Origin of the sequence: Methylobacterium amylolyticum, from assembly GCF_030700245.1 — a bacterium.
Lineage (GTDB): Bacteria > Pseudomonadota > Alphaproteobacteria > Rhizobiales > Beijerinckiaceae > Methylobacterium.
Window position 1 is genome coordinate 1 of the sequence record NZ_JAUYZI010000022.1, and the last position, 23,123, is coordinate 23,123.

25 protein-coding genes are annotated in these 23,123 nt (G+C 71.8%); 13 read left to right on the forward strand and 12 right to left on the reverse strand.

Annotation, left to right across the window (positions count from 1 at the left end; translation table 11 throughout):
- On the reverse strand, positions 1 to 491 hold a 491-nt coding region (locus tag Q8W71_RS16350), incomplete at its 3' end, for a lyase family protein (protein WP_305526451.1).
- Between the two features lie 220 nt (positions 492 to 711).
- On the opposite strand from Q8W71_RS16350, the gene pyrF reads away from it, so the two are divergent.
- Entirely contained in the window at positions 712 to 1,404 is a 693-nt protein-coding gene (pyrF, locus tag Q8W71_RS16355; protein WP_305526452.1) for an orotidine-5'-phosphate decarboxylase, read from the forward strand.
- 11 nt (positions 1,405 to 1,415) lie between these two features.
- Positions 1,416 to 1,760, forward strand: coding sequence for a DUF1330 domain-containing protein (locus Q8W71_RS16360; protein ID WP_305526453.1), 345 nt, complete (start codon positions 1,416 to 1,418; stop codon positions 1,758 to 1,760).
- 76 nt (positions 1,761 to 1,836) lie between these two features.
- Here Q8W71_RS16360 and Q8W71_RS16365 read toward each other — a convergent pair whose 3' ends face one another.
- Positions 1,837 to 2,487, reverse strand: a complete 651-nt coding sequence (locus tag Q8W71_RS16365) for a TetR/AcrR family transcriptional regulator (protein ID WP_305526454.1) — start codon at positions 2,485 to 2,487, stop codon at positions 1,837 to 1,839.
- A 221-nt stretch (positions 2,488 to 2,708) separates the two neighbouring features.
- On the opposite strand from Q8W71_RS16365, the gene Q8W71_RS16370 reads away from it, so the two are divergent.
- Together Q8W71_RS16370 and Q8W71_RS16375 are read left to right on the forward strand one after the other, a co-directional pair.
- On the forward strand, positions 2,709 to 3,479 hold the full coding sequence (locus Q8W71_RS16370) for an SDR family NAD(P)-dependent oxidoreductase (RefSeq protein ID WP_305526455.1): 771 nt from the start codon (positions 2,709 to 2,711) through the stop codon (positions 3,477 to 3,479).
- Positions 3,480 to 3,581: 102 nt separating this feature from the next.
- The gene (locus tag Q8W71_RS16375) at positions 3,582 to 5,330 is read left to right on the forward strand and encodes a methyl-accepting chemotaxis protein (RefSeq protein ID WP_305526456.1); all 1,749 of its coding nucleotides are present in this window, start codon (positions 3,582 to 3,584) and stop codon (positions 5,328 to 5,330) included.
- Positions 5,331 to 5,345: 15 nt separating this feature from the next.
- Here the strand turns inward: Q8W71_RS16375 and Q8W71_RS16380 are convergent, their stop codons facing one another.
- Entirely contained in the window at positions 5,346 to 5,543 is a 198-nt protein-coding gene (locus tag Q8W71_RS16380) for a hypothetical protein (RefSeq protein ID WP_305526457.1), read from the reverse strand.
- A 960-nt stretch (positions 5,544 to 6,503) separates the two neighbouring features.
- Here Q8W71_RS16380 and Q8W71_RS16385 point away from each other — a divergent pair.
- The gene (locus Q8W71_RS16385) at positions 6,504 to 6,767 is read left to right on the forward strand and encodes a hypothetical protein (RefSeq protein WP_305526458.1); all 264 of its coding nucleotides are present in this window, start codon (positions 6,504 to 6,506) and stop codon (positions 6,765 to 6,767) included.
- Positions 6,768 to 7,003: 236 nt separating this feature from the next.
- Positions 7,004 to 7,690: an SGNH/GDSL hydrolase family protein gene (locus Q8W71_RS16390; RefSeq protein ID WP_305526459.1), complete on the forward strand. Its 687-nt coding sequence runs from the start codon at positions 7,004 to 7,006 to the stop codon at positions 7,688 to 7,690.
- A 230-nt stretch (positions 7,691 to 7,920) separates the two neighbouring features.
- Here Q8W71_RS16390 and Q8W71_RS16395 read toward each other — a convergent pair whose 3' ends face one another.
- From Q8W71_RS16395 to Q8W71_RS16405, 3 genes are all read right to left on the reverse strand, one after another.
- Positions 7,921 to 9,762 carry an NADPH-dependent assimilatory sulfite reductase hemoprotein subunit gene (locus Q8W71_RS16395; RefSeq protein ID WP_305526460.1) on the reverse strand — a complete coding sequence of 614 codons (1,842 nt, stop codon included), beginning with the start codon at positions 9,760 to 9,762 and terminating at the stop codon, positions 7,921 to 7,923.
- Between the two features lie 190 nt (positions 9,763 to 9,952).
- Complete coding sequence (locus Q8W71_RS16400) at positions 9,953 to 11,752, reverse strand: diflavin oxidoreductase (RefSeq protein ID WP_305526461.1); 1,800 nt, start codon at positions 11,750 to 11,752, stop codon at positions 9,953 to 9,955.
- Between the two features lie 110 nt (positions 11,753 to 11,862).
- Positions 11,863 to 12,378 carry an Lrp/AsnC family transcriptional regulator gene (locus tag Q8W71_RS16405; RefSeq protein WP_305526462.1) on the reverse strand — a complete coding sequence of 172 codons (516 nt, stop codon included), beginning with the start codon at positions 12,376 to 12,378 and terminating at the stop codon, positions 11,863 to 11,865.
- Between the two features lie 244 nt (positions 12,379 to 12,622).
- On the opposite strand from Q8W71_RS16405, the gene Q8W71_RS16410 reads away from it, so the two are divergent.
- The 3 genes from Q8W71_RS16410 to Q8W71_RS16420 are packed head-to-tail and all read left to right on the forward strand — an operon-like array spanning position 12,623 to position 15,773.
- On the forward strand, positions 12,623 to 13,438 hold the full coding sequence (locus tag Q8W71_RS16410) for a phosphoadenylyl-sulfate reductase (protein WP_305526463.1): 816 nt from the start codon (positions 12,623 to 12,625) through the stop codon (positions 13,436 to 13,438).
- On the forward strand, positions 13,435 to 14,382 hold the full coding sequence (gene cysD, locus Q8W71_RS16415; RefSeq protein WP_305526464.1) for a sulfate adenylyltransferase subunit CysD: 948 nt from the start codon (positions 13,435 to 13,437) through the stop codon (positions 14,380 to 14,382). Before Q8W71_RS16410 ends, cysD begins: the two co-directional genes overlap by 4 nt.
- Positions 14,382 to 15,773, forward strand: a complete 1,392-nt coding sequence (locus Q8W71_RS16420; protein ID WP_305526465.1) for a sulfate adenylyltransferase subunit 1 — start codon at positions 14,382 to 14,384, stop codon at positions 15,771 to 15,773. The genes cysD and Q8W71_RS16420 overlap by 1 nt, the downstream gene beginning before the upstream one ends.
- Positions 15,774 to 15,903: 130 nt before the next feature.
- On the opposite strand, the gene Q8W71_RS16425 is transcribed toward Q8W71_RS16420, so the two are convergent.
- The 3 genes from Q8W71_RS16425 to Q8W71_RS16435 are packed head-to-tail and all read right to left on the reverse strand — an operon-like array spanning position 15,904 to position 17,588.
- Positions 15,904 to 16,926 carry an LLM class flavin-dependent oxidoreductase gene (locus Q8W71_RS16425; RefSeq protein WP_305526466.1) on the reverse strand — a complete coding sequence of 341 codons (1,023 nt, stop codon included), beginning with the start codon at positions 16,924 to 16,926 and terminating at the stop codon, positions 15,904 to 15,906.
- 49 nt (positions 16,927 to 16,975) lie between these two features.
- Positions 16,976 to 17,311, reverse strand: a complete 336-nt coding sequence (locus Q8W71_RS16430; protein WP_305526467.1) for a type II toxin-antitoxin system RelE/ParE family toxin — start codon at positions 17,309 to 17,311, stop codon at positions 16,976 to 16,978.
- A complete protein-coding gene (locus Q8W71_RS16435) occupies positions 17,304 to 17,588 on the reverse strand; it encodes a ribbon-helix-helix domain-containing protein (protein WP_305526468.1) in 285 nt (94 codons plus the stop codon). Before Q8W71_RS16435 ends, Q8W71_RS16430 begins: the two co-directional genes overlap by 8 nt.
- A 153-nt stretch (positions 17,589 to 17,741) precedes the next feature.
- On the opposite strand from Q8W71_RS16435, the gene Q8W71_RS16440 reads away from it, so the two are divergent.
- Entirely contained in the window at positions 17,742 to 18,944 is a 1,203-nt protein-coding gene (locus Q8W71_RS16440) for a pyridoxal phosphate-dependent aminotransferase (RefSeq protein WP_305526469.1), read from the forward strand.
- A 3-nt stretch (positions 18,945 to 18,947) separates the two neighbouring features.
- On the opposite strand, the gene Q8W71_RS16445 is transcribed toward Q8W71_RS16440, so the two are convergent.
- The gene (locus tag Q8W71_RS16445; protein ID WP_305526470.1) at positions 18,948 to 19,394 is read right to left on the reverse strand and encodes a type II toxin-antitoxin system VapC family toxin; all 447 of its coding nucleotides are present in this window, start codon (positions 19,392 to 19,394) and stop codon (positions 18,948 to 18,950) included.
- Positions 19,394 to 19,678, reverse strand: coding sequence for a type II toxin-antitoxin system prevent-host-death family antitoxin (locus Q8W71_RS16450; protein ID WP_305526471.1), 285 nt, complete (start codon positions 19,676 to 19,678; stop codon positions 19,394 to 19,396). The genes Q8W71_RS16445 and Q8W71_RS16450 overlap by 1 nt, the downstream gene beginning before the upstream one ends.
- Before the next feature lie 130 nt (positions 19,679 to 19,808).
- Between Q8W71_RS16450 and Q8W71_RS16455 the strand changes: the two genes are divergently transcribed.
- From Q8W71_RS16455 to Q8W71_RS16465, 3 genes are all read left to right on the forward strand, one after another.
- On the forward strand, positions 19,809 to 20,654 hold the full coding sequence (locus Q8W71_RS16455; protein WP_305526472.1) for an NAD(P)-dependent oxidoreductase: 846 nt from the start codon (positions 19,809 to 19,811) through the stop codon (positions 20,652 to 20,654).
- 438 nt (positions 20,655 to 21,092) lie between these two features.
- Positions 21,093 to 21,491 carry a hypothetical protein gene (locus Q8W71_RS16460; protein ID WP_305526473.1) on the forward strand — a complete coding sequence of 133 codons (399 nt, stop codon included), beginning with the start codon at positions 21,093 to 21,095 and terminating at the stop codon, positions 21,489 to 21,491.
- 152 nt (positions 21,492 to 21,643) lie between these two features.
- Complete coding sequence (locus Q8W71_RS16465; protein WP_305526474.1) at positions 21,644 to 22,603, forward strand: DMT family transporter; 960 nt, start codon at positions 21,644 to 21,646, stop codon at positions 22,601 to 22,603.
- Between the two features lie 22 nt (positions 22,604 to 22,625).
- On the opposite strand, the gene Q8W71_RS16470 is transcribed toward Q8W71_RS16465, so the two are convergent.
- Positions 22,626 to 22,895, reverse strand: coding sequence for a hypothetical protein (locus tag Q8W71_RS16470; protein ID WP_305526475.1), 270 nt, complete (start codon positions 22,893 to 22,895; stop codon positions 22,626 to 22,628).
- Between the last annotated feature and the right edge of the window lie 228 nt (positions 22,896 to 23,123).

A 23,123-nucleotide genomic window follows, 5' to 3' on the forward strand; every position in this document is an offset into this window, starting at 1 on the left:
CGCAGCGCCGTCGGGTAGGCGTCGTTGGTCGACTGCGCCATGTTGACGTCGTCGTTGGGGTGGAGGCTCGCGTAGTCGCCGGGCTTCTTGCCCATCAGCCCGAGCGCGACGTTGGCGATCACCTCGTTGGCGTTCATGTTGGTGGAGGTGCCGGCCCCGCCCTGGATCGCGTCGACCACGAAGCTCCGGGCGTACTCGCCCTCTGTGGCGACCAGGGTGCAGGCGGCGTCGATCGCGTCGGCCTTCTCCGGTTCGAGGTAGCCGAGCCGCCGGTTGGCGCGGGCGGCGGCCTGCTTCACGAGCGCCAGCGCGCGGACGAATTCGGGGAAGTGGCCCACGGGCACGCCGGTGATCGGGAAGTTCGTCACCGCCCGCTTGGTGTGGATGCCCCACAGCGCGTCGGCCGGCACGTCACCGTCGCCCAGCAGGTCGTGCTCGGAGCGGGTCTTCGCCCCCTCCAGCGGCACGCTGTGGACGGTGGCGACCGACATCGCCTCCCCGGCGGTGTCCGTGACCTTCGGGCCCGGCCCCGCGGTCCCCCGCTTTCTCGTCGCCATCCGTCCGCCCCCGCGGTGAGTCGAAGTCGCCGCGCATCGGGCGCGCGGTGCGGGTGCGGTGCAAGCCTCGGTTCGCGGGCGGGCGCGACAGCCGGGCCGCATTGACAGGCGGACGCCGGGCGTGATCGGTGCCGCGAACCCCCAGGACCCTTCGATGCCCGAGATCGCCGACCCCCGCGACCGCCTGATCGTCGCCCTCGACGTGCCCGGCGTGGCCGAGGCGGAGGCGCTGATCGAGCGGATCGGCGACGCCGCGACGTTCTACAAGATCGGCTACCGGCTGGCCTACGCGGGCGGCCTCGCGCTGGCCGAGCGGCTGGCGGCGGGGGGCAAGAAGGTCTTCCTCGACCTGAAGCTGCACGACATCGGCAACACCGTCGAGGAGGGCGTGCGCTCGGCCTCCGCGCTCGGGGCCACCTTCCTCACCGTCCACGCCTATCCGCAGACCATGCGCGCGGCCGTGCGCGGACGCAGGGCGGGCCTCAAGATCCTGGCGGTGACGGTGCTGACCTCCTACGACGACGCCGATGCGGCCGAGGCCGGCTACAGCCTGCCGGTGGCGGACCTCGTCGCGCGGCGCGCGGATCAGGCGGCCGAGATCGGGATCGACGGCCTCGTCTGCTCGGCGGCCGAGGCTGGCGCCGTGCGGGGAATCGTCGGGCCGGACCGGCTGATCGTCACCCCCGGCATCCGCCCGGCGGGCGCGGAAGCCGGCGACCAGAAGCGGGTGATGACGCCGGGGCAGGCGCGGGCGGCGGGCATCGACCACGTGGTCGTCGGCCGCCCGATCACCGGCGCTGCCGACCCGCGAGCGGTGGCGCGGGCGATCGTCGCCGAGATGGGTTGAGGAGGAACGCCATGACCAAGGGCTACTGGATCGCGCGGATCGATGTCCGCGACGCGGAGGCCTACAAGGACTACGTCGCGGCCAACGGCCCGGCGTTCGCCCAGTTCGGAGGCCGCTTCCTCGTGCGCGGCGGCCGCCACGAGGCGGTGATGGGCGAAGCCCGCGCGCGCAACGTGGTGATCGAGTTCCCGAGCTACGACGACGCCCTCGCCTGCTGGCACTCCGACCTCTACCAGGCGGCCAAGGCCAAGCAGCGCGGCGGCGTCGAGGCCGAGATCCTGGTGATCGAGGGCTACGACGGCGCGCAGCCCACCGCCTCGGAGCCGCCGCCGCCCGCCAACCCGGCCTCGGAATAAGTTTTTTCGGACCGCCCGCGGGCTTGGTGCCGGCGGTTGATCCCCTCTCCCCGCCCGGCGGGGAGAGGGAAACGCGCTACCGGACCATGCCAGGCTCCGCCTTCGACCCGCTCTCCGGCGCCAACCCCCGGAGCAGGAAGGCGATCATCGCCGGTAGCGGCGGCACCGGCGGCAGGGTCGGCTGGCTCACCAGCAGGGGGTGGGTGTAGCGGGCGATGCCGGCGTGCAGGCAGCCGGCGGCGAGCGCCGGATCGTTCGTGAAGAACTCACCGCACGCGACGCCGTCGCTCACGATCCGCTCGAACACCGCGGTGATCCGCGCCACGTGGTGGCGGCACACCTCCCAGCTCTCGCCCATCGCCGCCTCGATCATCTCGTGGACGCGGGGGAACTCCTCCAGGCGGCGCAGGCTGTCGTCGTGCAGGGCTTCGATCGCGGCCACGAGGCGCGCCGTGGCGCTCAGGCCCGGCCGGTCGGCGATGCCGGCCACCAGCGCCTCGACCTCGCCGATCAGCCGCTCCAGCACCGCCTCGTTGATCGCCTTCTTCGAGTCGAAGAAGCGGTAGACGTTGGCCGGGCTCATCTTCAGCGCCCGGGCGATGTCGGCCACCGTGGTCTTCTGGTAGCCGATCTCGCGGAAGTGCTCCGTCGCCGTCGCGATGATGCGGCAGCGGGTGGTCGGCGCGGTCTCCTCCGCGAGCGGCAGGGCTGGATCGTCCGGGAACATGCCCCTTCCCTAGTGCGCCCACCGCCGGAGTGGAAGCCGGCTCGCCCGAGGGCGGCCCCCCGCCGGATCAAGGACTTATCCCGGACCGCCCCCGCAACCCCCGCGGGAGGGCGCGCCGTGTCGACACCCGGACGTTTCAGCGCAGCCGGAACCCGGCGGGCGCGCACCGATTGCCCCGGCAACCGGCCGCCCTGCCGCGGCGCACCATCCCGGACCGAGCGATGACCTTCACCGACACCCGCGCGCTGATCACCGGCGCCGATTCCGGCATCGGTCGGGCGACCGCCGAATTGTTCGCGCAAGCCGGCGCCGACGTGGCGATCACCTACCACACCGACGCGGACGGCATCGCCGAGACCGCCCGGGCCGTCGAGGCGGCCGGCCGCCGCGCCGTCGTCGTGCAGATCGACGTCGGCGATCCGGCCTCCGTGGCCGCCGCCTACGACCGGATCGGCAGCGAACTCGGCGTGCTGGACATCCTCGTGGCCAATGCCGGGCAGGCGATGGACGGCATGCCGGTGGCCGAGATGGACGACGCGGTGCTGGAGCGGATCCTGCGGGTGAACCTGATGGGGCCGCTGTTCTGCGCGCGGCCGTTCATCGGCCTGCGCCGGGCCCAGGGCGGGCGCGGCAAGATCGTGTTCGTCTCCTCCGTCGCCCAGCACCTGCCGACCCCGGAGAGCGCGCCCTACGGCATGTCGAAGGCCGGGCTCGGCTCCCTGTGCCGCAGCCTGTCGCGGGAGCTGGCCGGCGACCGGATCAACGTCAACAACGTCGCCCCCGGCCTGATCGAGACGCCGATGACCGCCGACCGGTTCGAGCGGCCCGAGGTGCTGGACCAGTCCCTGGAGCGGATCCCGTGGCACCGGGCGGGCCGGCCGGAGGAGATCGCCAGGGCGATCCTCTACCTCGCCTCGGACGCGGCGGATTACGTTACCGGCCACACCCTGGTGGTCGACGGCGGCCTGACCATGCAGTGGGGCGGGGCCTGATCCCGGGCCGGAGGTATCTCAACCGAAGATTGGATTCTGCGCTGTTACAATTTTCAGGCGCGGAATAAGCGCGCGTTAACCGTGCTCGGCGCGAATCCGGCCATGCTGAGACCGTTCTTCCGCCGCCCGCCGATCGCGCCCGCCTCGGAGCCGGAGGTCCCGGCCGCCGAGCCACCACCCGCCGAGCCACCCCGCGCCGAGGCGCGGCCGGCGACGGGCGGGGCCGCGGTCCTCGACGTGATCGAGACCGACGTGCTGGCCGCGATCGGGGGCGTCAGCGCCTCGATCACGGCCGCCCGGGGCGAGGTCTCGGCGGTGCAGGCGGGGCTCGCCGGGATCCGGGCGCAGATGGGCGGGCTGGCCGCCGCGGCCCGCGAGGCGACCGGCGCCAGCGCCGAACTGACCGGCCATACCGACGCCCTCTCGGCGACCAGCACGCGGATCGGTGCCGCCATGCGCCGGGCGGAGGCGCAACTCGACGCCGCCGACGGGCGCGGCGCGGAGGCGCGGGCGCAGATCGAGGCCCTGGCGCGCGCGGGCGCCGAGATCGCCGGGATCATCGACGCCATGGCGGCGGTGGCGCGCCAGACCAACCTGCTCGCGCTCAACGCCACCATCGAGGCGGCCCGCGCCGGGGCGGCCGGCCGCGGCTTCGCGGTGGTCGCCGCCGAGGTCAAGGCGCTGTCGGTGGAGGCGGCGCGGGCCGCCGAGGCGGTGCGGACCCGGCTGACCGGCCTGTGCGACGGCGCGGCGGCCTCGGCCTCGGCGATCGGCGCGCTGGCCGAGGCGCTCGACGCCGCGCGCCCCTCCTTCGCGGCGGTGCAGGCGATCTCCGCCGAGCAGGCCGACCTCGTCGCCCGCGTGGCGGCGGAGGCGGGCCGGGCCGGCGGCCTCGTGGCGGCGGTCGATGCCGAGGCCGGGCGGGTCGCGGTGTCGAGCGCCGCCCTGGAGACCGGCGCCACCGCGACCGAAGCCTCGGCGCGCGAGGCCGCCGATCAGGCGGCGGGCCTCGGCCGCCGGTTCGTCGCCGTGGTCCGCCAGAGCGAGATCGGCGACCGGCGCCGCCACGACCGCTTCCCGGTGGAGCTGCCGGTGCGCCTCGCCGACGGACGGCGCACCCGCAGCGTCGACCTGTCCGAGGGCGGCATGCTGGTGACCGCGCCGGAGGGGACGGTCCCGGCGGTCGGCGCGCGGATCGATCTGGAGGTCGAGGGCGTCGGCACCCTGCCGGCGACCGTCGCGGCGGTGAGCGCGATGGGCCTGCACTGCGCCTTCGGCGACCTGACGGCGGCCGCGCGGGCCGGGCTCGGCGACCGGCTCGACGCGGTGCGGGCGGAGTACGCGCCGCTGATCGTCCGCGCGCAGGACATCGCCGGGCGGATCGGCGACCTGATGGAGGCGGAATGCGCCGCCGGGCGCCTTCGCGTCGAGGCGCTGTTCGACACCGCCTACCGGCCGCTGCCCGGCAGCGACCCGCGCCAGTTCACGACGGACGGGGCCGCCCCGCTCGCCGCCCTGTTGCAGGATCTTCTCGACCGGGAGGTGGCGGCGGATGCGCGGATGCTGTTCTGCATCGTCACCGACCGCAACGGCTTCATCCCGGTCCACAACCGGGCGGTGTCGCAGCCGCAGCGGCCGGGCGAGCGGGCCTGGAACGACGCCCACTGCCGCAACCTGCGGATCTTCGACGACCGCACCGGCATCACCGCCGCGCGCTCGCAGCGGCCGGCCACCGTGCAGGTCTACCGCCGCACGGTGGGCGAGCGGATCGTGATGGTGCGGGAGGTGGACGCGCCGATCCGCGCGGCCGGCCGCCCCTGGGGCGCCTGCCGCACGGCCTATCGCTACTGAGGTGCGCGTCGGGCCCTACGAGCCGAACTGCGAGCCGAGCCGCTCCAGGTATTCGGCGAGGTCGACGCCGCCGACGCGCTTGCCGTAATCGAAGCGCATGCCCTGGCGGATGTCGACGCTGGCGGCCTTCGTGGTCAGCGTGAACGGCCGCACGCAGACCCAGGCGCCGTCGCGGCGGTGCTCGAAGAAACCGAGGATGTCGTGCTTGGCCATGGCGTCTCTCCCGGGGCTTGACAGTGACATAACGGTCACGCCTGTCCCAGGTTCACGCGTTGCGGCCGATTATCGCGGTCGTCGGGTCGTCTCCCAATGGACGAGCCTGCGGGTGATGCGGACGCAGCGGCGCTGGGGATCGCATCGTTCTGGGTATGGGCTCGTGGATCGTATGACCTTTTCTCGATCGATAGGGTTCACTCATCGAGTGCCGCCATCAGTCGGCTAGCGTGCCGCCATCGGTAGACATCTTGCGTCTCGTTGAAATTTTAATTTGTCGCGGGGCGATATAGTTTTGAAAATCCATATTTGAAAAAATAATCTTGAGTTGATAGGACTAGATCATACGCTCCTTGCGTGTATGAGTGCCGATTTCGCTTCGCGCCGCGCAGAATTTTCTTGATTTTTTGCTCATATTCCTATAGAAGGTAAAAAATCTAGACGGATTTGCGATAATGACGAGACAAAACGAATACATGCGGCTGGGACGGCTACGTTATCGAATTGCTGCAACAAGTGTAAAAATCGAATTGTTAAGGCTCATCGTGGGTCTGAAGGGGTTTAATCCAAATCAACCGCGTGTGCCTGCTGGTAGTCGAGATGGAGGGCAATGGGCGAATGGCCGATTGCATCCTGAACTGGAAGACGCACCCATAAGGCCTTCTGATCGCCCGATTGAACCTCATCGAAGAGAAGACTTTGCACAATCGTATAGCATGGGAGATCTGGTTGCTGAAATACCAAGACATGTGGGACGAGATTGTGTCTATAGATTCGATTTTGGATTGGTAATGGCCCCAGGGCCAACAAATCTCCGCTGCCCTCAGATAGTTCCTTCCTCCGCCGTTCGCCACGGTGTGCTTCTCAATGATAATTAATGAGGTTGGTAAAATGAGAGCGGAGTATTTTGTTCCGATAAACTTTCTAATCTCCGGGAGCGCTTGGGCGGAAATCGGACGTTTGCAGGAGTTCTGGAACGAGACACGCGCCGACACGGCCGACGCCCTGATGATCGGCTGGGGCAGGACCGAGCTTCACTCGGGCGCCTCGTGGGATCATGTCGTGGTGAGTTTCTACGGACGATCGGAGCGGAGCGGCATCGCCGACGCGATCCAGCGTCTCGATGGGCGCGATGTCGTGTTCTTCGTGCTGGAGACGGACAGCCGGCGCTTCGCCGGAAAGGTGATCGATTTCCAGGCCGAACGGGGGTTCTTCCTATCGTGACGGCATGGGTCCCGCCGGGGGGCGGGCCGAACGCGCGCCGTGACGCCAAGCGCATCGTCCTGGATATCGGATCCAGGACGATGCGCTTGGCCTTTGATGTGCGTCATCTTTTCCGAAAGCCGGTGACCACCTTTCGGGACGATGCTCGAGTCCCGGGAGACGTGCGGCATCCGGCATTGCGGTCCGCGGCGCGGACGGATCGGAACGAGGTGCTCCGCGGCGCGGTTGCAGCAGCCGTGACCGGAGCGATGCGCGCGATGCCGGAGGCCGGCCTGTTCCGATCCGATGGGCCGATCCTGCTGATCGGCGATTCTCTGACGGAGAGCTGGGGTCTCGGCCGCCGCGCGTTCTTCCTGCGGCACGGCCTCGTCGCCCACGGCGTCGGCGGCGAGACCAGCGGGCAGATCCGCTTGCGGTTCGATGCGGCGCTGGCCGCGGCGAGGCCGCGCCGCGTCCATCTCTGGTGCGGGCTCAACGACATCTTCGGGCCGGACGGGCCGGTGACGCTCGACGAGATCGCCGCCAACGTCGCCGCGATGCTGGACCACGCCCGCGCCCGCGGGGTGCCGGCGTGGCTCGGGGCGGTGACGCCGACGCGGGCTCGGCTGCGGGCCTCCGACCCGCCCCCGGCACCCCGCATCATCGCCCTGAACCGGCTCCTGCGCCGGCTCGCGGACGCCCGGGGCGTGCCGGTCATCGACTACCACACGCCCCTGCGCACGGGGTCGGGCGGGATCCGCCCCGCCCTCACCTGGGACGGGATTCATCTGAACGCCGCCGGCACGGCCGTCGTCGAGGCCTGCTTCCTGGCCCGGCTCGGCGGCGCGCCCGCCCGGCCCTCGGTGCGCGCCCGCGCCTACCGGTGCCGCGACGCCCTCGCCGCCGGCCTGACCCGGATCGCCGGATCCGCCGCCAGATCCTGAAACCGAGCCCTGACATGCGCGCGGGCGCCCCGGCCGGGACCGGAGCGCCCGCGGCTCATGGCGTTTCCGGGTGAACCGTTCGGGGATTCCGGCCTAAGCCGTCATCGCGAGCCGAAGGCGAAGCGACCCAGGGCAGCGCGCGTTCTCCGGACGTTGGCGCCGCTGGGTTGCTTCGCTCCGCTCGCAAGGACGGGGAGGTTCGATTCCGAACCCTTCAGCCGGAAGCCGTATCAGGCGGCCGCGGCGGTCTTCAGCGCGCCGGTCCGGTCGTGGAAGTCCGGCCCGTTGACGGTCCGCGCCACGTGGCCGGCGCGGATCAGGAAGTCGCCGAAATGCTCGCCTTTCTTGCGGCCCTTCGCGTAGTCCGCGAACAGCGGGTCGAGGGTCTCGACGATCTCGGCGGGCGAGGCGTCCTCGCGGTAGAGCTTGCCCAGCCGCGAGCCGTCGAAGGCGGCGCCGAGGTAGAGGTGGTAGCGCTCGGGGCCGCGGCCGACGAGGGCGATCTCGGCGATGAACGGCCGGGCGCAGCCGTTCGGGCAGCCGGTCGAGCGGATCGTGATGGGCTCGTCCTGGAGGCCGTGGCGGGCGAGGCTCGTCTCCAGCTCGTCCATCAGGCCCGGCAGGAACCGCTCGCTCTCGGACAGCGCCAGCCCGCAGGTCGGCAGCGCCACGCAGGCGATGGAGTTGCGCCGCAGCGCCCCGGCTCCCTTGGTCAGCCCGTACTCGTCCACCAGCGCCTCGATCGCGGCGCGCTGCGCCTCCGGCACGTTGGCGATGATGACGTTCTGGTTGGCGGTCAGCCGGAAGTCGCCCTCGTGCACCTCGGCGATCCGCCGCAGCCCGGTGAGGAAGCGCGGACCGCCCTCCACGTCCTTGATCCGGCCCGAGGGCACGTAGAGCGTCAGGTGGTGGCGCCCGTCCTCGCCCGGGGTCCAGCCGAAGCGGTCGCCGTTGCTCGTGAACGTGAACGGCTTCGGGTCGGCGAGTGTCTTGCCCACCCGCTTCTCGACCTCGGCGCGGAAGGCCGCGAGCCCGTAGCGCTCGATCGTGTACTTGAGCCGGGCGTTCTTGCGGTTGGTGCGGTTGCCCCAGTCGCGCTGGACGGTCATCACCGCCTCGGCGACCTTCACGGCATCGGCGGGCGCGCAGAACAGCATCACGTCGGCGGTGCGCGGGAAGGTGTCGGTCTCGCCGTGGGTCATGCCCATGCCGCCGCCGACCGTGACGTTCCAGCCGGTCACCGCCCCCTTCTTGTCGAGGATGGCGATGAAGCCGAGATCGTGGGCGAACACGTCGACCTCGTTCGAGGGCGGCACCGCCACGACGATCTTGAACTTCCGCGGCAGGTAGGTCTTCCCGTAGATCGGCTCGACCTCGGCCGCGTCCTCGCCGCCGACCACGCGCTCGCCGTCGAGCCAGATCTCGCGCCACGCGTTGGTCTTCGGCAGCAGGCTGTCGGAGATGTCCTTGCCGAGCTGGTAGGCGGCCTTGTGCGCCTGGACCTGGGCCGGGTTGGTGGCGGCCATGACGTTGCGGTTCACGTCGCCGCAGGCGGCGATGGTGTCGAGCAGCGCCGAGTCGATCGCCGCCATCGCCCGCTTGAGGTTCGACTTGATGACCCCGTGGTACTGGAAGGTCTGCCGCGTGGTCGCCCGCAGGGCGCCGCCCGCGTAGGTGGTCGCGATGTCGTCCAGCACCAGCCACTGCTTCGGCGTCACCACGCCGCCGGCGATGCGCAGGCGGATCATGAAGCTGTAGGCCTTGTCGAGCTTCTTCTTGGTGCGCTCGGGCCGCAGGTCGCGGTCGTCCTGCAGGTACATCCCGTGGAACTTGACGAGCTGGCCGTCGTCCTCGGAGATCGCGCCGGTGGCGTGCTTCAGGAGCCCGTCGGCCAGCGTGCCGCGCAGGTAGCCGCTGGCGATCTTGATGTGCTCGTTGGCCGCGAGCTTGGCCGCGCGCGCCGCCTCCGCCTCGGTGATCGGGCGGTCGGTCGGCGGGGTCTCGTAGACGCGTCGCGACGGATCGGGCTTGGCGTCGGTGGGCGCGGCGTCGGTGGGCTTGGCGTCGGTCATGGATCGTACTCGGTTGGTGCTGTCTGCCGGCGCCCGTCCGACCCGCGCACCTCATCCTGAGGTGCCGGAGCGCAGCGGAGGCCTCGAAGGAGCCCTCCAGGGATCGCGCGGCCGGCTGGAGGTCTCCTTCGAGGCCCGCTCGCGCGGGCACCTCAGGATGAGGGCGCGGGTGGGAGCGATGTCCCTCGGGTCAGTAAACGTCCTGCTGGTACCGCTTGGTCCGCTCCAGCCCGGCGACGTGCGCTTCTGCCTCGGCCGCCGACAGGCCCTTGGCGGTCTCGAACGCCCGCACCACCGCGGCGCGCACGTCCTTGGCCATGTGCTTGGCGTCGCCGCAGACGTAGAGATGGGCGCCGCCGTCGAGCCACGCCACCAGCTCCCCGGCGTTCTGGGTGATGCGGTCCTGCACGTAGATCTTCTCGGGCTGGTCGCGCGAGAACGCCACGTCGATGCGCGTCAGCGCGCCCTCCTCCAGGGCCTCCTGCCATTCGAGCTGGTACAGGAAGTCGTGGGTGAAGTGCCGGTCGCCGAAGAACAGCCAGGAGCGACCGACTTCGCGACCGGGCGCCTCGGTCGCGCGGCGCTCCTGCACGAAGGCGCGGAACGGGGCGATGCCGGTGCCGGGGCCGACCATGATGATGTCGGTGGCCGGGTCCTGGGGCAGGCGGAAGTGCCGGTTCGGCTTCAGCCGCACCCGCAGCTTGGCCCCGTCCCGGATCCTGTCGGCGACGTGGGTCGAGGCGACGCCGGTGCGGGCCCGGCCGTGGGTCTCGTAGCGCACCGCCGCGATGGCGAGGTGGACCTCGTCGCCCACCTCCTTGCGCGAGGAGGCGATGGAGTAGGCCCGCGGCGGCAGCGGCCGGGTGATGACCCCGAGATGCTCGGCGGTGAGCTGGGCCGGGAATTTCTCCAGCAGGTCGATCAGGTGGCGGCCCTCGATCCAGGCGCGGACCTCGCCGCCCTCGACGAAGGCCTGCGCGTCGGCCGAGCCGGTGGCCTTGGCGAAGCGCTCGATGGTCGCCGGCGACAGGGTGGTGATGTCGCGCTCGGCGAGCAGCGCGTCGCGCAAGCCCGCGTCGCCGGACAGGCCGGTGGCGGCCAGGATCTCCTCGACGAGCTGCGGGTCGTTCTCCGGGTAGAGTTCCAGCGAGTCGCCGGGCTCGTAGGCGGGCGCGCCGTCCTCGAAGGCGAGCGCGATGTGGATCGTCTCCTTGTCGGAGCGCGAGGAGTTGAGGTTCACGTGCTCGACGACCTCGGCCACCACAGGCTCGCGGCTCGGCTCCTCGTCCTCCCCCGAAGCCTCCCCGGGCGTGCGGGCGAAGTCGACGGCCACGACGTTGTCGGCGGCCGCCTGCGCCGGGGCGAGCGCCTGGAGCGCGCCCTTGATCCAGGCGGCGGCCGGCTTGTCGAAGTCGAGGTCGAGGTCGGCGCGCTCGGCCGCGCGCTTGGCCCCCAGCGCCTCGAACCGGGCGTCGAGCGCCTTGCCGATCGCGCAGAACTCCGCGTAGCTCGTGTCGCCGAGCGCCAGCACCGCGAACTCGACCCCGTCGAGGCGCGGGGCGCCCTCCCCCATCAATTCGCCGTAGGCCCGCACCGCCCGGGCCGGCGGCTCGCCCTCGCCCCAGGTGGCGGCGATGGCGATCAGCTTGCCGGCCTTCGGCAGGGTCGCGAGGTCGAGGTCGGCGAAATCCACGACCTTGGGCTTGAAGCCCTGCTTGCGCGCGAGCTTGGCGACGCTGCCGGCCAGCGCCTCGCAGTTCCCCGATTCGCTGGCGAAGATCACGGTCAGCGGCTCGGCCGCCTTCGGGGGGGCGGCCGGCACCGCCGCCGGCTGGCCGCCCGCCGCGTCGAGCCCGGCGAGGAAGCCCGCGAGCCACGCCCGCTGGAGGGGGGTGGCGGGCCCGAGCACCGCGTCGAGGCTGGCGCGCTCGCCGTCCCCGAACGGGGCGGTGCGCGGCAGGAGGGCTGGGGCTTGGCTGGGTCGAGACATCAGGGGACCATGTCGTGGGGCGCGGGGCCGGTGTCAATCCAAAACGTTCGTTTTGCAGAACGGTCGCGCGCTAGGAGATCTGGTTCGTTGCGGTGCGAAGAAGGAGAAGATCATTCTCCGACCACCGCCAGCACCGGGGCGGTCCCCGGCAGGTGGCGGGTGGTCTTGGGCGGGGCCGGCAGGGGCAGGGCGGTGGTGGACTTCACCTTCTCCATCGCGAAGCGCGAGGTCACGTTCTTCAGCGGCAGCGTGGCGATCAGCCGCTTGTAGAAGGCGTCGTAGGCCTGCATGTCGGCCACGACGACGCGCAGCATGTAGTCGACGTCGCCGGCCATCCGGTAGAATTCCAGCACCTCGGGCATGCTGGCGACGGTGTCGGCGAAGCGCTCCAGCCAGTCCTGCGAGTGGTCCGCGGTCTCGATCGACACGAACACGGTCAGGCCGAGCCCGAGCTTGACGGGATCGAGCACCGCCACCCGGCGGTCGATCACCCCGTCGGCCTCGAGGCGCTGGATGCGCTTCCAGCACGGCGTCTGGGACAGGCCGACCCGCTCGCCGATCGCGGCGATCGACAGGGTCGCGTCCTGCTGGAGGAGCCCCAGGATCTTCAGGTCGATCGCGTCCAACGGCCTCTCCGTGACGGTTTCCGCGGGGAAGATTTCCGCGGCTCTACAGGCGCAGGCAGCCTGATCATAGAAGAATCTTTTACGACGCACAGGATGCGGCCCCGCGCGGTGTGTGCGCCACCGCACCGGACGCCGCCCCGTTATGCCCCGCGGGCCGCCCGTCCAGCCTTGACTTCGTTCGATATAGCGAACATCTCGCCCCCTCGACAACTGCTTCCGCCGGATCTCCCGAAGAGCGCACGTCATGACCCGTCCGGACCGATCCGCGGCCGACGCCCTCGCGGAGCGCCTCGCCGGCCTCGACCTCACCGCCCGGCTGCACGCGATGGCCGCGCAGGTCCCCGGCCGCCTCGTCTTCACGACGAGCCTCGGCATCGAGGACCAGGCGCTGACCCACGCCCTGGCGATGGCCAAGCTCGCCGGCTCCCGCGTCGAGATCGTCACCCTCGACACCGGCCGGCTGTACCCGGAGACCTACGACACCTGGGTGGAGACGGAGAGCGCCTACGGCCTGCGCATCCGGGCCTACGCGCCCGAGCGCGCGGCCGAGGAGGCGTTCGTGCGCGACGAGGGGATCAACGGCTTCCGCCGCTCGGTCGCCGCCCGTCAGGCGTGCTGCGGCTTCCGCAAGGTCGAGCCGCTGGGCCGGGCGCTCGACGGCGCCGCGGGCTGGCTCACCGGCCTGCGCGCCGGGCAGTCGGCCAACCGCGCCGGCACGCCGCTCGCGGAGTTCGACCCGGACCGCGGCCTGATCAAGCTCAACCCGCTGGCCGACTGGACGCGGGCGCAGATCGACGCCTTCGTGCGCGAGAACTTCGTCCCCTACAACGCCCTGCACGATCGCGGCTTCCCGTCGATCGGCTGCGCCCCCTGCACCCGCGCCGTGAAGGTCGGGGAGCCCGAGCGGGCCGGGCGTTGGTGGTGGGAGCAGGAAGAGAAGAAGGAGTGCGGCCTGCATATCGGCCGCCCGGAGGCGTCCGTGCAGCCCGGCCAGGAACCCGCAGCCTTCGAGCGGGCCGGCCTCGAATCCCAGAAGAATCAGCCGGAGTTCGCCCGATGAGCGCCGCCCTCGCCGCGCAGACGATCGCGCCTGCCGCCGCGCCCGCCCGCCTCAGCCACCTGAAGCGCCTGGAGGCCGAGGCGATCCACATCTTCCGGGAGACGGTCGCCGAGACCGAGAACCCGGTGATGCTCTACTCGATCGGCAAGGATTCCTCCGTCCTGCTGCACCTCGCGCTGAAGGCGTTCGCGCCGGGGCGGCTGCCGTTCCCGCTGCTCCACGTCGACACCACGTGGAAGTTCCGGGAGATGATCGCCTTCCGCGACGCGCGGGCGAAGGAGCTCGGCCTCGACCTCATCGTCCACACCAACCCGGACGGGCTCGCCCGCGGCGTCGGCCCGGTCAGCCACGGCTCCGAAGTCCACACCGACGTGATGAAGACGCAGGCCCTGCGGCAGGCGCTCGACAAACACCGGTTCGACGCGGCCTTCGGCGGCGCGCGGCGCGACGAGGAGGCGAGCCGCGCCAAGGAGCGGATCATCTCCCTGCGCACCGCCCAGCACCGCTGGGACCCCAAGCGCCAGCGCGCCGAGCCCTGGCACCTGTACAATCTGAAGAAGAAGCGCGGCGAGTCCCTGCGGGTGTTCCCGCTCTCGAACTGGACCGAGCTCGACATCTGGCTCTACATCGAGCAGGAAAACATTCCGATCGTGCCGCTCTACTTCGCCGCGCCCCGGCCGGTGGTGGAGCGTGAGGGCCAGCTCATCATGGTCGACGACGCGCGGCTGCCGCTGCTGCCGGGCGAGACCCCCGAGGCGCGCGTCGTCCGCTTCCGCACGCTCGGCTGCTACCCGCTGACCGGCGCGGTGGAGAGTGACGCCGCGACGCTGCCCGAGATCATCGGTGAGACGCTGGCCGCCCGCACCTCGGAGCGCCAGGGCCGGGTGATCGACAAGGACGGCGCCGGCGCCATGGAGCGCAAGAAGCAGGAGGGCTACTTCTGATGACCATCCATCAGTCCCCCACGGCCTTCGACCGGGCGCGCGGCTACGAGGCGTTCCTGGCCGCGCACCAGAGCAAGGAGGTGCTGCGCTTCATCGCCTGCGGCTCGGTGGACGACGGCAAGTCGACCCTGATCGGCCGGCTCCTGCACGACACCAAGCAGATCTTCGACGACCAGATCACCGCCCTCCAGCGCGACTCCCGCCGCCACGGCACGCAGGGGCAGGAGATGGACCTCGCGCTCCTCGTCGACGGCCTCCAGGCCGAGCGCGAGCAGGGTATCACCATCGACGTCGCCTACCGGTTCTTCTCGACCGAGAAGCGCTCCTTCATCGTCGCCGACACCCCCGGTCACGAGCAGTACACCCGCAACATGGCCACCGGCGCCTCGACGGCGGACGTGGCGGTGATCCTCGTGGACGCCCGCCAGGGGCTGACCCGCCAGACCCGGCGCCACGCCCTGCTCGTCTCGATCCTCGGCATCCGCCGCGTGGCGCTCGCCGTGAACAAGATGGACCTGATCGGCTGGTCGCAAAGTAGGTTCGACGCCATCGTCGCGGGCTTTTCCGCCTTCACCGCCGGCCTGAACTTCGCCGAGGTCAAGGCGATCCCGCTCTCGGCCAAGAACGGCGAGAACGTGGTCGAGCCCGGCGTCAACGCGCCCTGGTACGCGGGCGGGCCGCTGCTGGCCTTCCTCGAGACGGTGCCGGTCCACGCCGAGGCCGCGCAGGCGCCGTTCCGCATGGCGGTGCAGTGGGTCAACCGTCCGAATTCCGAGTTCCGCGGCTACAGCGGCCGGATCGCCAGCGGCCGGGTGCGCCCGGGCGACGCGGTGACGGTGCAGCCCGGCGGCCGCGCCTCCACGGTCGCGCGGATCTACACCGCCGACGGCGACCTCGCGGAGGCCGGCGAGGACCTGTCGGTGACGCTGGTGCTGGCCGACCAGATCGACGCCTCGCGCGGGCAGGTGATCGCCGCCGCGGGCAGGCCGATGCGGGAGACCGACCGCCTCGACGCCCGCCTGTTCTGGACGGCGGAGACGGCGCTGAGCCCCGGGGCGAGCCTGCTCGCCAAGATCGGCACCGCGACGGTGGCGGCGAGCGTGGAGCGCATCGTCTCGCGCCTCGACCCCGAGACCGGCCGTCCGGAGCCGGCCGAGCGCCTGTCGGCCAACGACATCGCCGACGTGATCCTCGTGCTCGACCGCCCGGTGGCGGTGGACGCCTACGCCGAGAACCGCGAGACCGGCAGCCTGATCCTGATCGACCGCGAGACCACGGACACGGCCGCGCTCGGTCTCGTCCGCGCTCCGGCCCCCGCCGCGGCGACCGAGCCGGACGCGGCGCCGGCCGGCGGCTTCCTGGCCCGCCTGCGCCGGGCCTTCGGCGGCTGAGCCCGGGTTTCGGAAGGGCGAGCCCTTCCGCGGGGGGCGGGGCGGAGCCCCGCGATGCCAGGGCTTTGCCCTGTCCGACCCACCAAAGGGACTCGGTCCCTTTGGAAACCCCGGATCCGGGGCGGGACCGTCACGCGGCGGCAGCCACCCCGAGCCCCCAGGCCCGGGCCAGCAGCGCGTAGGACTCGCGCCGCGCCGCCTGATCGGGGATCGCCGAGACGATCATCAGCTCGTCCGCCTGGACCCGCTCGGCCAGCTCTGCCAGCCGCGCCCGCAGGGTCTCGGGCGCGCCGACATGCAGCCGGTCGCGGCCGCGCTCGATCCGCAGGCGCTCGCTCTCCGCGTAGGGGTAGGCTTCGGCCTCGGCGAGGCTCGGAAGCGGCCGGTACTCGCCGCGCTCCCGCCGCAGGGTCGAGAGCCGGGCGCTCATCGCCAAGCGCTCGGCCTCCGCGTCGGTGGCGGCGCAGATTGCCGCCACCGCGAGGATGGCGTGCGGCCGCTCCCCCAGATGCGTCGGCCAGAACCGGGCGCGGTAGTCCCGCATCGGCCCCTCGGCCGGCATCCCCGAGAAGTGCTGCGCGAAGCCGAAGCCGCAACCGATCTGCGCGGCGAGCGCCGCGCTGTAGTCGGAGGAGCCGAGCAGGAAGAGCGGCGGCAACCTCACGCCCGCGGGGCTCACAGGAATCGCGCCGAAGGGATGCCCCTCGGGAAAGCCCCCGTCCCAGAACAGCAGCTCCTGAAGCCGGTCGAGGAAGTCGTCGCCGCCCGCCTCCCCCGGCGCCTCGCGGCGGCGCAGCGCCCGGGCGGTCAGCCCGTCGGTGCCCGGCGCCCGCCCCAGCCCGAGGTCGATCCGCCCCGGGAACAGCGCCTCCAGCACCCGGAAGCGCTCGGCGACCATCAGCGGCGCGTGGTTCGGCAGCATGATCCCGCCCGAGCCGACCCGCAGGGTGCGCGTCGCGGCGGCGATCTGGCCGATCATGATCTCGGGGGCCGGGCTCGCCACGTTCGGCAGCGCGTGGTGCTCGGCGAGCCAGTAGCGGTGATAGCCGAGGGCATCGACGTGGCGGGCGAGCGCCAGGGTGTCGTGCAGCGCCTGCGCCGGGGTCGAGTCGGCGGAGACGAACGACAGGTCGAGGACGGAGAGCGGGATCATCCGGAAGAGATGGGCGTGCGGGCGGCCGGGTGCGAGGGTGGGGCCAGCATCAGGCGGGCGGGGCGTCGTCCGGTGGATCGCTGCGGAACAGCGCCTCGAAATCCCGGCCGCCGTAGAACACGTTGGTGATCGTCACCCGGTCGGCCTCGACGCGGTAGGCGATGACGGCGGAGCGCTCGAACGGCACCGTCCGCAGGCCGGCTTCCAAGTCGTCGCGGGGGCGACCGCCGCGGGGTGCGTCGCCGATGCGCCGGCATCGCGCGATGATCCGCCGGATGAAGCCTTCGGCGACGCTGTTGTCCTGGCTGACACCGATCACGACGCGAAAGATGTCCGCCAGATCGGCGCGGGCCTCGCGCTTGAACTCGATGCGCAGCCTACGCACGGCGGCGGTCTCTTCGGGTCTCGGCGAACAGCGCTTCCATGTGCGCCTCGACCTCTTCGAGGCTCAGAGACGGTCGTGGATCGTCCAGGGAGCGGCGGATGCGGGCACGGATCGTCTCGAGGTGCTCGGCGTCCTCCCGCCTCTGGCGCTGCCACGCGCGCACGGCAGCGCCCAGGGCGTCGTCGATCGTGGCGTGGGCGCCGGCCTCGACACTCTCGCGCAGGGCACGGAGCATGTCGGGCGGCAGCGTGATCGTGAGCGTCTCGGCCGGCGGCATGGGCGGTTCAGCCTCCTCGGATCGGCGCGAGGCTAGCACGGAATCCGGTGCGCCGCGCCGCTTTCCCCGCGCCGCCTTGCCCGCACCGCAGCATCGGCCTAGGGTCCCGCGCCCCGCGGGCGCACGCGGAACTTGTCCGGAGAACGCACGACAATGGCCTTCCTCGCCGACGTCCTCTCGCGGGTGAAGCCCTCCGCGACCATCGCGATGACGCAGAAGGCGCGCGAGCTGAAGGCGTCCGGCGTCGACGTGATCTCCCTGTCGGTCGGCGAGCCGGACTTCGACACCCCCGAGCACATCAAGCAGGCCGCGATCGAGGCGATCCACCGCAACGAGACCCGCTACCCGCCGGTCTCCGGCATCGTGCCCCTGCGCGAGGCGATCGCCCGGAAGTTCAAGCGCGAGAACGGGCTCGACTACAAGCCGTCGCAGACCATCGTCGCCACCGGGGGCAAGCAGGTGCTCTACAACGCGCTGCTCGCGACCCTGAACCCCGGCGACGAGGTGGTGATCCCCCGCCCCTACTGGGTGTCCTACCCGGAGATGGTCGGCCTGTGCGGCGGCACTCCGGTCTTCGCCGAGACGCGGATGGAGGAGGGCTTCAAGCTCCGGGCCGACGAGCTGGAGCGGGTGCTGACGCCCAAGACCAAGTGGATCATCCTCAACTCGCCGTCGAACCCCTCGGGGGCCGCGTACACGCGCGAGGAAATGAAGGCGCTCACCGACGTGCTGATGCGCTACCCCGACGTCCACGTGCTCACCGACGACATCTACGAGCACCTGACCTACGGCGACTTCGAATTCGTCACCCCAGCAGGGGTCGAGCCCGGCCTCTACGAGCGCACGCTGACCATGAACGGCGTCTCGAAGGGCTACGCCATGACCGGCTGGCGCATCGGCTACGCCGCCGGGCCGGAGACGCTGATCAAGGCGATGGACTTCGTCCAGGGCCAGCAGACCTCCGGCGCCACCACGGTCGCCCAGTGGGCGGCGGTGGCCGCCCTCGAAGGCCCGCAGGACCACCTCGCCACGTTCCGGGCGGCGTTCCAGAAGCGGCGCGACCTCGTGGTCTCGATGCTCAACCAGACGAACGGGCTCACCTGCCCGACGCCGGAGGGGGCCTTCTACGTCTACCCGTCCTGCGCGGACGTGATCGGCAAGCGGACGGAGTCCGGCAAGGCGATCGAGACCGACGAGGATTTCGTCACCGAGCTCCTGATGGCCGAGGGCGTGGCCGCGGTGCACGGCTCGGCCTTCGGGCTCGGGCCGAACCTGCGCATCTCCTACGCCACCTCCGACGCGACCCTGGAGGAGGCCTGCCGCCGCATCCAGCGGTTCTGCGGCTCGCTGCGGTAGGGATCAGCCCGGGGGCGGGTCGCGCCAGGGATTGAGGATCGGGACGCGGGCGCGGGCATAGTCGCTCACATTGCGCGTCACGACCGTCAACCCATGAAGCAGCGCCGTCGCGGCGATGAGCAGATCCGGTTGCGAGAAGGTGTGGCCGGACCGCCGTCCCTCATCGACGAGCAGGCACCAGCGCAGCATCACGTCCTCGCTGACCGGCAGGATGCGCCCGGCGAACATCGGCCGGACCCGGGTCGTGAGCCAGTCCGTCAGGTCGGCCCGCCGGGTGCCGTCGTCCAGCCGCTCGATGCCGAAGCGGATCTCGGCCAGGGTGACGCTGCTGACGTGTAGCCGGTCGAGCGGCTGGGCAACGACGAAATCGATCACGCGCCGCTCAGGCTTCGGCCGGCGCAACTCCGACAGGATGTTGGTATCGAGAAGCCACGCCTCGGGACGAGGCATCACAGGTCGATATTGCGGACCGGCATCGCCGCGCGCTCCGGCTCGATGTCGATCTCACGGTGAGGCGAGGCTTGCAGGGCCTCGACGAGGAGCTGCCCCGTGGCATCGCCGGAGAGGCGGCGGAATTCCTCGGCGGAGATGACCACGATCGTCTCGTCGTCCTGGACGGTGATGTGCTGTGGGCCGATACTCCGAACGCGGCGAACGAGTTCGCTGAACTGCGCCCTGGCATCGTGCAGGCGCCACGTGCCGGATCGCGGAGGTTCGGCAGTTGGTCGGGTCACGGCCCGAGATTATCGTTCTGGCCGATGTGGAGCAAGGCCGGCTTCCGCCCTCCGTAGCCTCCGCTCCGGGACGACCTATGTACCGACAGGCGTCGACCTCGACCGCGCGGTGGCGCGCCGGAGGCCCCCAATGCCCACCATCGCCGTCATCGCCCCCGGCGCCATGGGAAGCGCCATCGCGGGCCGCCTCGTCGCGGGGGGCGCCCGCGTGCTCACCGTCCTCGACGGCCGCGGCGCGGCGAGCCGGGCGCGGGCCGAAGCCGCGGGGATGGCCGACGCCGCGCTCGACGAGATCGCCGGGTCCGACCTGATCCTGTCGATCGTGCCCCCGGCGGAGGCCGCGGCGCTCGCCCGCCGCCTCGCCCCGGCGCTCGCGGCCGCTCCGAAGAAACCCGTCTACGTCGACCTCAACGCGGTCAGCCCCGAGACGGTCGCCGGCATCGCGGCCACGGTCGCCGGGACCGGCGCGCCGTTCCTCGACGGCGGCATCCTCGGCCACCCGCCGAAGCCGGGGACGAAAGGGCCGCGCGTCTACGTCTCGGGGGATCAGACCGGGCCGGCGCTGGTCCTGCGCGACCTCGGCCTCGACCTGCGGGTCTGCCCCGGTGGGGTCGGCGCCGCCTCCAGCCTGAAGATGAGCTACGCCGGCCTCAACAAGGGGCTGACCGCGCTCGCCAGCCTGATGATCCTCGCCGCCCGGCGCTCCGGGGCGGAGGCGGCGCTGCTGGCCGAACTCGCCGAGAACGAGCCGGCGCTGCTCGCCCGCTTCGCCAAGGGCCTGCCGGACATGGTGCCGAAGGCCTATCGCTGGGCGCCGGAGATGGAGGAGATCGCCGGCTTCCTCGGGCCCGACGCCGCCGGCCGGGAGGTGTTCGAGGGCTTCAGCCGCCTCTACGCGCGGCTGGCCGCAGAGCCGGGGGCCGAGGAGACCGCTGCGCTCACCGCCTTCGCCGAGGCGGCCGCCGGCCGTACCTGACCGGGCGGCCGTAGGGCGCGTTCCGCCGCACCCGCCCATGCCGGAAACCGCCGCGCCTCTGTTGCCGGCTCGGACGCCACCCTCTACACGGGCGGTCCCCGCGGCCGATGCGCCTGAAGGTTTCGCGAGCCCGCTCGGGCCTGCATGGTATCGGGGTCGGCAGTGACGGGACGGTCCGGACCAGTTCTCTGGGCCGCGCCTGTGAGGCTCAGTGGGCCGAGTCGCTGCAGGGGTGTCGGGAGCGCGGGGAACAGGAACCGCGGACCCGGCGCATGGCCCACCTGTCTTTCCTCGCTCCCGTGATTAGGGGCCGCTTCCTGCCCCGTTCCGGGACGCCGTTCGCGGGGCCCCTTGCCGCTTCGTTCACGCTCCCGCGCGATGATCCGGGGCGGTCCGGATCCGGCCGCGTGTGACCGCGTTCTCTCGGGCCTGACGACCATGCGAGCCCTGCTCACGAGCGGCATCAAGGCGATCCTGGCGATCGCCGCCCTCTCCACCGCCGCCCACTGGGCCCTGCGCGTGCAGCGCGAGTCTCCGGCGGCCGTCTCGGCGGCGGCGAGCCAGACCGAGCCGTCCACCACCGGTTCGATCGATCGGAGCCGGCTCGACCGGGCAGCCCCGCGGGCCTCCGAGGCGGCACCGGTGGCGACCGCCTTGGCAACGGCGCCGAAGCCGTCCGTCACCGCGGGCCTCGACCAGACGCATCTCGCGGCCCTGATCGCCGGCGCCACGCCGCCGAAGCCGAAGGCTGCCAAGCCCGCGACCACCAAGACCGCGTCCGCCGACAAGCCCGCGGCCGAGAAGCCCGCCGGCGACAAGGTCGCCGCCAAGCGCTGAGCGGAGCCGGCCGACGCGTACCGGGCTCCGCAGGCCGCGCGGGACCGTGCCACCTGCATGGTTCGGTTGCATTGCCGCACGTACCGAAGCGGTCGCAGGCGTGGCAGGAATACGGACCTCGATCGAGGTTCGGCAGGCAGGATCCCGGAACGATGGGCTTACAGGCCAGCACCGCGCAGATCCAAGAAGGGCGCACCGAGACGCGCACCGCGCCGGAGCCGGACACGGCCCGCCGCCGCCGGATCGTCGGTATCGCCCTGATGTGCGGGGCGGTCGCGTTCTTCGCGAGCCTCGATGCCTGCGCCAAGACCCTCGCGCGGGGCGGGGTCGACCCGCTGGTGACCACCTTCATGCGCTACGCCGCGAGCGTCGCGATGATCTCGCTGTTCATCAACCCCGTGGCGACGCCCGGCGTGATGAAGAGCCGCCGGCTCGGGTTGCAGATCGTCCGCTCGCTGCTGCTGTTCGCCTCCACCGCCCTGAACTTCGTGGCCCTGCGCTACCTGCAGATGGCCGAGACGATCTCGATCCAGTTCGCGGCGCCGCTGACCGTCGCGCTGCTCGCCGGGCCGCTGCTCGGCGAGTGGTCGTCGCGGGCGCGGCTCGCGGCGATCGGCGTCGGCTTCCTCGGCGTCTTGGTGATCGTGCGGCCGGGGGTGGGGACGATGCACCCCGCCGCGCTGCTCTGCGTGGCCAACGTCGTGGTCTACGCGTTCTACGCGATCCTCACGCGCAAGCTCGCCGCCCACGACTCGACCGCCACGACGATGTTCTACACCGGGCTTGCCGGCGTGGCGCTGATGGCGCCGCTCCTGCCCTGGATCTGGGCGAACCCCTCCGAGCTGAGCCACTGGGCCCTGCTGCTCGGCGTCGCCCTGTTCGGGACCCTCGGCCACTGGCTGCTGGTGATGGCCCATGCCCGGGCGCCGGCCAACGTGCTCGCGCCGTTCATCTACACCCAGCTCCTATGGTCGGTGACGCTGGGCTTCCTGCTGTTCGGCGACCTGCCGAGCCGCTGGACCATCGTCGGCGCGATGATCGTCGTCGGCTCCGGGCTGTACCTGCTCGCGCAGGACACCCTGCGCCGGGAGGCGCGCAGGCCGGCCGCCTGAGACGGCCGGCCCGGGACCGGCCTCAGCGGCCCATCCGCTCCTGGCGCTCCATCCGCTGCTCGCGGCGGTCCTCGCGGGCGCGGCGGGCCGGATCGGGATCGGTGCCGAGCACACCGCCGACGGTGCCGGTGGCCGCGCCGACCGCCCCGCCGACCACGCCGCCCACCGGACCGGCCGCGGCGTTGCCGTCCTCGACGCCGCGCTGGGCGCCGCGGACCGTGCCCTGGGCCTCGGCCGCGCCGGCGAACACCACCGGCGAGAGGGCGAGGGCGGCGATCAGAAGCTTCTTCATGCTGGATCCTTGTCGTTCCTTGAGAGGATCCGCGACCCGTCGCCGGGACGCGGAGGGCATGCCGGTCAACGAACGAGGCCGGAAAAGGTCCCGGCGCGACGACCTCCGATCGGCCGCGGGACCGCGGCGCGCGCTGGCATCCGGCCGGTGCCGCTGCTAGAGAGCGGGCGATGCGCGCCCTCCGCCGCCCGTTCCGAATTACCAGCCCGGCCTCCGCGTAGGAGCCCG

Excerpts from the sequence above, each read along its gene's own strand:
- pyrF (WP_305526452.1), top strand. The coding sequence starts at position 712 with ATGCCCGAGATCGCCGACCCCCGCGACCGCCTGATCGTCGCCCTCGAC.
- Q8W71_RS16360 (WP_305526453.1), top strand. The coding sequence starts at position 1,416 with ATGACCAAGGGCTACTGGATCGCGCGGATCGATGTCCGCGACGCGGAG.
- Q8W71_RS16365 (WP_305526454.1), bottom strand. The coding sequence starts at position 2,487 with ATGTTCCCGGACGATCCAGCCCTGCCGCTCGCGGAGGAGACCGCGCCG.
- Q8W71_RS16370 (WP_305526455.1), top strand. The coding sequence starts at position 2,709 with ATGACCTTCACCGACACCCGCGCGCTGATCACCGGCGCCGATTCCGGC.
- Q8W71_RS16375 (WP_305526456.1), top strand. The coding sequence starts at position 3,582 with ATGCTGAGACCGTTCTTCCGCCGCCCGCCGATCGCGCCCGCCTCGGAG.
- Q8W71_RS16380 (WP_305526457.1), bottom strand. The coding sequence starts at position 5,543 with ATGGCCAAGCACGACATCCTCGGTTTCTTCGAGCACCGCCGCGACGGC.
- Q8W71_RS16395 (WP_305526460.1), bottom strand. The coding sequence starts at position 9,762 with ATGACCGACGCCAAGCCCACCGACGCCGCGCCCACCGACGCCAAGCCC.
- Q8W71_RS16400 (WP_305526461.1), bottom strand. The coding sequence starts at position 11,752 with ATGTCTCGACCCAGCCAAGCCCCAGCCCTCCTGCCGCGCACCGCCCCG.
- Q8W71_RS16410 (WP_305526463.1), top strand. The coding sequence starts at position 12,623 with ATGACCCGTCCGGACCGATCCGCGGCCGACGCCCTCGCGGAGCGCCTC.
- cysD (WP_305526464.1), top strand. The coding sequence starts at position 13,435 with ATGAGCGCCGCCCTCGCCGCGCAGACGATCGCGCCTGCCGCCGCGCCC.
- Q8W71_RS16420 (WP_305526465.1), top strand. The coding sequence starts at position 14,382 with ATGACCATCCATCAGTCCCCCACGGCCTTCGACCGGGCGCGCGGCTAC.
- Q8W71_RS16425 (WP_305526466.1), bottom strand. The coding sequence starts at position 16,926 with ATGATCCCGCTCTCCGTCCTCGACCTGTCGTTCGTCTCCGCCGACTCG.
- Q8W71_RS16435 (WP_305526468.1), bottom strand. The coding sequence starts at position 17,588 with ATGCCGCCGGCCGAGACGCTCACGATCACGCTGCCGCCCGACATGCTC.
- Q8W71_RS16440 (WP_305526469.1), top strand. The coding sequence starts at position 17,742 with ATGGCCTTCCTCGCCGACGTCCTCTCGCGGGTGAAGCCCTCCGCGACC.
- Q8W71_RS16445 (WP_305526470.1), bottom strand. The coding sequence starts at position 19,394 with ATGCCTCGTCCCGAGGCGTGGCTTCTCGATACCAACATCCTGTCGGAG.
- Q8W71_RS16455 (WP_305526472.1), top strand. The coding sequence starts at position 19,809 with ATGCCCACCATCGCCGTCATCGCCCCCGGCGCCATGGGAAGCGCCATC.
- Q8W71_RS16460 (WP_305526473.1), top strand. The coding sequence starts at position 21,093 with ATGCGAGCCCTGCTCACGAGCGGCATCAAGGCGATCCTGGCGATCGCC.
- Q8W71_RS16465 (WP_305526474.1), top strand. The coding sequence starts at position 21,644 with ATGGGCTTACAGGCCAGCACCGCGCAGATCCAAGAAGGGCGCACCGAG.
- Q8W71_RS16470 (WP_305526475.1), bottom strand. The coding sequence starts at position 22,895 with ATGAAGAAGCTTCTGATCGCCGCCCTCGCCCTCTCGCCGGTGGTGTTC.